The 7,142-nt window shown below is 73.7% G+C and carries 6 protein-coding genes and 1 pseudogene; 4 read left to right on the plus strand and 3 right to left on the minus strand.

The window, feature by feature from the left end:
• Window positions 1-32: 32 nt before the first annotated feature.
• The gene (locus ACH9D2_RS09615) at window positions 33-1,349 is read left to right on the plus strand and encodes an O-acetylhomoserine aminocarboxypropyltransferase/cysteine synthase family protein (protein WP_396362618.1); all 1,317 of its coding nucleotides are present in this window, start codon (window positions 33-35) and stop codon (window positions 1,347-1,349) included.
• A gap of 8 nt (window positions 1,350-1,357) precedes the next feature.
• Window positions 1,358-2,545, plus strand: a complete 1,188-nt coding sequence (locus tag ACH9D2_RS09620) for a cystathionine gamma-synthase (protein ID WP_396362619.1) — start codon at window positions 1,358-1,360, stop codon at window positions 2,543-2,545.
• A gap of 131 nt (window positions 2,546-2,676) precedes the next feature.
• On the opposite strand, the pseudogene ACH9D2_RS09625 reads toward ACH9D2_RS09620, so the two are convergent.
• A pseudogene (locus ACH9D2_RS09625) lies at window positions 2,677-2,904 on the minus strand (SLAC1 family transporter); the annotation flags it as partial.
• Between the two features lie 268 nt (window positions 2,905-3,172).
• Here ACH9D2_RS09625 and ACH9D2_RS09630 point away from each other — a divergent pair.
• Both ACH9D2_RS09630 and ACH9D2_RS09635 read left to right on the plus strand, forming a co-directional pair.
• A complete protein-coding gene (locus tag ACH9D2_RS09630; RefSeq protein ID WP_396362620.1) occupies window positions 3,173-3,715 on the plus strand; it encodes an SRPBCC family protein in 543 nt (180 codons plus the stop codon).
• A gap of 9 nt (window positions 3,716-3,724) precedes the next feature.
• Window positions 3,725-4,624, plus strand: a complete 900-nt coding sequence (locus tag ACH9D2_RS09635; RefSeq protein WP_396362621.1) for a rhodanese-like domain-containing protein — start codon at window positions 3,725-3,727, stop codon at window positions 4,622-4,624.
• On the opposite strand, the gene ACH9D2_RS09640 is transcribed toward ACH9D2_RS09635, so the two are convergent.
• Window positions 4,590-6,152 (minus strand): SDR family oxidoreductase, encoded by a 1,563-nt coding sequence (locus ACH9D2_RS09640; RefSeq protein ID WP_396362622.1) that lies wholly within the window; start codon window positions 6,150-6,152, stop codon window positions 4,590-4,592. The genes ACH9D2_RS09635 and ACH9D2_RS09640 overlap by 35 nt on opposite strands.
• Before the next feature lie 159 nt (window positions 6,153-6,311).
• A partial coding sequence (locus ACH9D2_RS09645) for a fatty acid desaturase (protein WP_396362623.1) occupies window positions 6,312-7,142 on the minus strand: 831 nt, incomplete at its 5' end.

Here is a 7,142-nt window from a genome sequence, read left to right on the forward strand (position 1 = left end):
TGCGGGTAAGAGCAAGGCACAGGAGCAGCGCCATGTCCATCCCCGTGACCGACCACGACCTCGCGACCCGGCAGATCCACGCCGGCACCCACGGCGACGTCACCCAGCGCACCCTGACGGTGCCGATCTACCAGACCGCGGCGTTCGAGTTCCCGGACTACGAGGCGGCCAAGCAGATGTTCGCCCAGACCCGGCCGGGCTTCACCTACACGCGCACCGGCAACCCCACGGTGGCGGTGCTCGAACAGCGCATCAGCGACCTCGAGGGCGGCGCGGGCGCCGTGGCGACCGGCTCCGGGCAGTCCGCCGTGGCCGTCGCGCTGCTCGCCCTGCTCGGCCAGGGCGCCGGCAAGCACCTCGTGGCCTCCGAGAAGCTCTACGGCGGGACCGTGGACCTGCTCACCGACTCCCTCGCCGACCTCGGCGTCGAGGTGTCCTTCGTGGACCCCACCGACCCGGGGGCGTGGGCCGCGGCCGTGCGCCCCGACACCCGGGCGTTCCTGCTCGAGTCCATCGGCAACCCGCTGGCCACCCTGCCGGACCTGCCCGGGATCGCCGACGTCGCCCGGGCCGCCGGGGTGCCCGTCGTCGTCGACAACACCCTCGCGTCCCCGGCCCTGTACCGGCCGCTCGAGAAGGGCGCCGACATCGTGGTGCACTCCGCCACCAAGTTCCTGGGCGGGCACGGCAACGCGCTCGCCGGGGCGGTCGTGGACGGCGGGACCTTCGACTGGTCCGCGCGGCCCGAGAAGTGGCCGCAGTTCACGCAGGCCCGCGCCCGCTGGGGCGGGCTCAGCCTGGCTGAGAAGTGCGCCGGGGCCAGCCCCTACCTGCACCTGGTCCGGGCCAAGTACGTGCACGACCTGGGCACCACGTTGTCCCCGTTCAACGCCAGCCAGATCCTGCAGGGCACCGAGACCCTCGACCTGCGCGTGGCCCGCCACACGGCCTCCGCCCTCGAGGTGGCCGAGTTCCTGGCCGGGCACCCCGCCGTCGCCCGCGTCCACCACCCCGGCGTGCCCGGGGACCCCGGCGCCGGGATCGCGGCCCGGGACTTCCCGCGCGGGACCGGCTCCGTGTTCTCCTTCGACCTCGCCGCCCCCGACGCCGCCGTGGGACCGTTCATCGACGCGCTCCGGCTGTTCAAGCTGGTCGCCAACATCGGGGACACCCGCAGCCTCGTGGCCCACCCCGCGGCCATGACGCACTGCCGGCTGACCCCCGAGCAGCGTCTGGCCGGCGGGATCGCCGAGACCACGATCCGGCTGTCGATCGGCCTCGAGTCCCCGCAGGACCTCGTGGCCGACCTCGGCCAGGCCCTCGACACCGTCCAGACCACCCGGAAGTGAGCCCCGCCATGACGTCCTCCACCGCCGCCCGCACCCGCCACCGGGGCTTCACGACCACCGCGGTCCACGCCGGCCAGGAGCCGGACCCGCTGACCGGGGCGGTCATCCCCCCGATCTACCAGACCTCCACGTTCGCCCAGGACGGGATCAACGTGCTGCGCGCCGGCCACGAGTACAGCCGTGGCTCCAACCCCACCCGCAACGGCTTCGAGGAGCAGCTCGCGGCCCTGGAGCGCGGCGAGCGCGGATTCGCGTTCGCCTCGGGGATCGCCGCCGAGGACGCCCTGCTGCGCGCGGTCCTGCGCCCGGGCGAGCACATCGTGCTCGGCGCCGACGGCTACGGCGGCACCAACCGGCTGATCACCAAGGTCCTGGCCCCGTGGGACATCGCCTCGACGCCCGTGGACATCACCGACCTCGACGCCGTCCGCGCGGCCGTGCGGCCCGGCTCCACCAAGGTGCTGTGGCTCGAGACACCGTCCAACCCGCTGCTCGGCATCGCCGACGTCGCGGCCTGGGCGGAGCTGGCCCGGGACGCCGGGGCGCTGCTCGTCGTCGACAACACCTTCGCGTCCCCGTACCTGCAGAACCCCCTCGAGCTCGGCGCGCACGCCGTGGTGCACTCCACCACCAAGTACATCGGCGGGCACTCCGACGTGCTCGGCGGCGCCGTGGTCGTCGGGGCGGCCGAGTGGCGCGGGGCCCCGCTCGCGGAGACGGTCGGCTTCCAGCAGTTCGCCGCCGGCGCGGTGGCCGGCCCCCAGGACAGCTACCTGGCCGCCCGGGGGCTCAAGACCCTGAGCCTGCGGATGGAGCGCCACCAGGACAACGCGCAGCGGATCGCCGAGTGGCTGCTGGAGCGCCCGGAGGTCTCGCAGGTGCTCTACCCCGGGCTGCCCGAGCACCCCGGCCACGCGCTCGCGGCCGCGCAGATGCGCGGGTTCGGCGGGATGGTCTCCTTCCGGTCGGCCGGCGGCGAGGCCGCGGCCCGGGCGGTGGCGGAGGGCACCCGGCTGTACTCGCTGTCCGTGAGCCTGGGCGGGGTGGAGTCCCTGATCTGCTACCCCTCCGAGATGACGCACGCCTCCGTCAGGGGCACCGCGCTGGCCGTGCCGGTGGACCTGGTGCGGCTCTCGGTGGGCATCGAGGACGTCGAGGACCAGCTCGAGGACCTCGAGCGGGCGCTCACCGCCTGACCGGCCCGCTCCGGCCATGCCGGGGCGGGGATCCGCCGGCCGAGGACCAGCCGCCGCACCAGGTGCACGAGCACGGCGGTGAACACCGCTGCCCAGGCGCTCAGGACCACCCACAGCCAGGCGGCCCCGACCAGCACCACGATCGGCAGATCGTCCGCGCGGCCCAGGTGGATGCCGGCCACGGCGTACATCCCCAGCGGGAAGACCACGCTCCACGGCGAGGACTCGCAGCGCAGCGGCACCCCGTGCACACGGTGGCGCCACCACCCCGCGGCCACGAGGGCGGGGATCAGCCACGTGGCGAACGCCCAGAACACCACGCCCCGCCCGGCCACGAGCCCGCGGACCACCGCGACCATCGGGGGTCGGACCTCTCCACGCTCCGGGAGGCCGCCAGCACGGTGACGGCGCACGCCCCATCGCCACCCAGTCGGGCGGGGTCAGGTCGACCGGCCGCAGCGGGGTCCGTCTTGATCGACGCCGGGCAGGCCCGGCACACTCGTCGTACGTCTCGTACGTCTCGTACGTCTCGTACGTCTCGTACGTCTCGTACGTCTCGTACGGCGGTCCCGAGCGCCCCGGCGCGTCGGACGGCGCCGGCGTGCTCCCGGGCACGGAGGAGGAGCGATGACGACCGGAGAGGCCGAGGGGTTCGAGCTGCGGCTGGAGCGCCTGCTGGAGGCACCGCGCGCGACGGTGTGGCGCTGCTGGACGGAGCCCGTGCTCCTGGCGCAGTGGTTCGGCCCCCGGTCCTGGAGGACCGAGGTGAAGGCGCTGGAGCCGCGTCCCGGCGGCGCGTCCCACATCGTCATGCACGGGCCGAACGGTGAGCGGTCCGACGGCGAAGCCGTGTTCCTGGAGGCCCTTCCGGAGCGGCGGCTGGTGTTCACCAACGCCTTCGCCCCCGGCTGGATCCCCTCCAGCCGGCCCGCGGTCGTGCCCTTCATGACCACGGTCGTCGACATGTCCGACGCCGGGGACCGGACCCGCCACGTCGTGCGCGCCCTGCACTGGACCGCGGAGGCCCGGGAACGGCACGCCGAGATGGGCTTCCAGGACGGCTGGGCGGAGGCGACCGACCGCCTCGCGGACCTCCTCGGCACGCTCCGGACGGGCCCCGGGGACGGCCGGGGCCCGCACCTGAACGACATGGAGGGAGATCCGCCCTAGTCTGGGCGCATGGACCCCACCATCCGCGCCGACGACGCCACCGCCCCGATCGAGCTCCCCGGACCCGTGGTGAGCACGGAGTGGCTGGCCAGGCACCTCGATGACCCCCGGCTCGTGCTCGTGGACGCGAGCTCCACGCTCAACCGGGTCGACGAGGCCCTGCCCGGCGCTCTGCTCCTGGACCTGGACGGGCCCTTCTCCGACCCGTCCTCGGACCTGCCGCACACAGTGCCCCCGGCGGAGCAGCTGACCGCGGCGGCGCGCGCGCTCGGCATCTCGCGGACGAGCACGGTGGTGGCCTACGACGGCAAGGGGGTCTTCGCGTCCGCCCGGGTCTGGTGGCTGCTGCGGGCCGCCGGCTTCGACCGGGTCGCCGTCCTCGACGGCGGCCTGCCGGCGTGGGTCGCCGAGGGACGGCCCACCGGGGCGCACGCCGCGCCGCCCGCCGAGCCCGGTGACGTCGAGCTCGTTCCCCGCGAGGGCCGCTTCGTCGGGGCGGAGGACGTCGCCCGCGCCCTGGCGGACCCGGGCGCCACCGTCCTGGACGCCCGCTCCGCCGGCCGGTTCGCGGGCACCGCGCCCGAGCCGCGCCCGGGTCTGCGCCCCGGGCACATGCCGGGGGCGGTCAACCTGCCGTACACCGAACTGCAGGACGCGCACGGGCGGCTGCTCCCGCTGCCGCAGCTGCGGGAGCGGATCGCGGCGGCCGCGCCCGAGGGACGGCGGATCGTCACCAGCTGCGGGTCGGGCCTCACGGCGTGCGTCCTGGCGCTCGGCGCCCACCTGGCGGGCCGCGAGGACGTCGTGGTCTACGACGGTTCCTGGAGCGAGTGGGGCCGCCCGGGTCCCCGGCCCGTGGCGGGCCCCGAAGGGGTCAGCCGTGGGCCGGAGTCCCCCCGGCCGGAGTGATCCGCCCGGCGGCCTGTTCCGCCTGTCCCGTCTCGTCCGTGTCGCCGGGACCTGGATCCTCGAGCGCGGCGGCCGTGGCGAGGATGTTGCGGGCCATGGACGGGAAGATGAACCCGTGGAAGGGCCACACGCCCCACCAGTAGAGCCGGCCCGGCAGGCCCCGGGGGAAGAAGATGGCCCGCTGCGTGTACCGGCTGCCGCCGTCCTCGGGCTCCACGGACAGCTCGAGCCACGCCCGGCCGGGGGTGCGCATCTCGGCGTGCAGGAGCAGCTTGTGCCCCTCCTCCATGTCCTCGACGCGCCACCAGTCCACGTACTCGCCGACGTGCAGATCCGTGGCGTCGCGGCGGCCGCGGTTCAGGCCGGCCCCGCCCACGAGCTTGTCCATGACGCCGCGCAGCTGCCACGCCAGGGGCAGCGAGTACCAGCCGTTGCGACCGCCGATGGACTCGATGACCCGCCACACCTGCTCGGGCCGGGCCGGGCCCGTGCGGCTGCGCTCGTCCACGAACACCGTGCGCCCGGCCCAGTCCGGGTCCGAGGGCAGCGGGTCCGCGGCGGCCTCGGAGGAGCTGTAGTGGACGTCCCACGTGGTCTCCACGGAGTTGTCCTCGATCTTCTTCAGCGCGAGGGCCACCGCACGGCGGTAGCCGGCCAGCCCTTCGGGGGGCTGCGGGATGTAGTCGTCGATGTCGTGCTCGGCGGACACGGCGTCGTGCTGCAGCGACTGCACGAGCGGCACCGCCAGGCCCAGGGGGATCGGGGTGACCATGCCCACCCAGAACCCCGACAGCCGCGGCGCCGGGAGGGGCAGGTGGAAGACGGTGCGCCGGCGCAGCCCGGCGACCCGGGCGTAGCGGCGCATGGCGTCGGCGTAGGTCATGACGTCGCGGGAGCCGATGTCGAAGGTGCGGTTGAGGCCCTCCGGCAGGTCCATCGCATGGATCAGGTAGTACAGCACGTCGCGGACGGCGATGGGCTCGATGCTGTTCGTCACCCAGGACGGGGCCGGCATGATCGGGAGGGTGTCGCCGAGGTGGCGGATCATCTCGAAGGACGCCGAGCCGGAGCCGATCACCACACCGGCCTGGAGGACCACCGCCGGGACGGAGCTCTCGAGCAGGATCTCGCCCACCCGGACCCGGGAGCGCATGTGCTGGGAGAGCTCCACGCCCTGGGGGTGCAGGCCCGAGAGGTACACGATGCGCCGCACCCCGGCCCGCTCGGCGGCCCGGGCCACGGTGCGGGCCATCTCGGCCTCCTCCTCCTCGAACTGCCGGGAGCCGCCCATGGAGTGCACGAGGTAGTACAGGGTGTGCACGTCCTGGCACGCGGCGGTCATCCCGTCGAGGTCGTTGAGGTCCGTCTCGGCGACCTCCACCTGGTCCCGCCACGGCACGGCGCGCAGCTTGCCGGGGGACCGGACGGCGACGCGCACGGTGTGCCCGGCCTCCAGCATCCTGGGGGTCATGCGCCCTCCGATGTAGCCGGTGGCACCGGTGATGAGGACGCGCTGGGGAGAGCTCATGGCCTGCCTTTCGTGCGGGTGCCGTGAGCCTACCAACGCCGCCCGACAGGCACCCGGCCCGCCTCTCGTCCACCGTGCTCCGGCCCGTGCTCCGGCATGCGGAACGGCCGCGGTGCCGGAGCACCGCGGCCGTTCGACGAGCCGTCCCCCGGGGACGGATCAGGGCAGGGCGAGGCGGAAGATCTTCCCCCAGTAGGAGCCGACCTGCTTGGGCAGCGGCCCGGTCGTGTAGGGCAGGCCGTAGCGCTCGCAGATCTCCCGGACCTTCACGGCGACCTCGGCGTAGCGGTTCGAGGGCAGGTCCGGGAACAGGTGGTGCTCGATCTGGAAGGACAGGTTGCCGGTCATGAGGTGCATCAGCCTGGACCCGGAGATGTTCGCCGAGCCGAGCATCTGCCGCAGGTACCAGTCCCCGCGGGTCTCGCCCTCGATCTGCTCCTCGGTGAACGTGTCCACGCCCTCGGGGAAGTGACCGCAGAAGATCACGGCGTGCGCCCAGATGTTGCGGGCGGCGTTGGCGGTCAGGGTCGCGCCCAGCGCCTGCTTCCCGGAGCCGGTCAGCGCCGCGGCGGCGGGCGTGGCCACGTAGTCCTTGGCGACCTGCTTGAGGAACTTGGCGCCGAGGGCCTTCAGCCCCTGCTTGAGGTCGGCCTTCGACTTGGTCCCCTCCCGCACCTGGTCGAACTCCAGGTCGTAGATGGCGATGCCGAACTCGAAGACGGGGGCGAGCATCGCGTTGTAGAGGGGGTTGCCGAGGTTCCACCACTGCCAGGGCTGGCCCTCGTCCACGCGGAAGACGTTGTACCCGACGTCGCGGTCCTTGCCGATGACGTTGGTCCAGGTGTGGTGCAGGTCGTTGTGGGTGTGCTGCCACGCCTTGGACGGGGTGACGAAGTCCCACTCCCAGGTGGTGGAGTGGATGTCGGGGTCGCGCATCCAGTCCCACTGCCCGTGCAGCACGTTGTGGCCGATCTCCATGTTCTCCAGGAT

The organism is Kocuria rhizosphaericola, from assembly GCF_044462205.1.
In the GTDB taxonomy this organism is placed as follows: Bacteria; Actinomycetota; Actinomycetes; order Actinomycetales; family Micrococcaceae; genus Kocuria; species Kocuria rhizosphaericola.

Bases quoted from the DNA above. Each gene is read 5' to 3' on its own strand.
- ACH9D2_RS09615 (WP_396362618.1), top strand. From the start codon at position 33: ATGTCCATCCCCGTGACCGACCACGACCTCGCGACCCGGCAGATCCAC.
- ACH9D2_RS09620 (WP_396362619.1), top strand. From the start codon at position 1,358: ATGACGTCCTCCACCGCCGCCCGCACCCGCCACCGGGGCTTCACGACC.
- ACH9D2_RS09630 (WP_396362620.1), top strand. From the start codon at position 3,173: ATGACGACCGGAGAGGCCGAGGGGTTCGAGCTGCGGCTGGAGCGCCTG.
- ACH9D2_RS09635 (WP_396362621.1), top strand. From the start codon at position 3,725: ATGGACCCCACCATCCGCGCCGACGACGCCACCGCCCCGATCGAGCTC.
- ACH9D2_RS09640 (WP_396362622.1), bottom strand. From the start codon at position 6,152: ATGAGCTCTCCCCAGCGCGTCCTCATCACCGGTGCCACCGGCTACATC.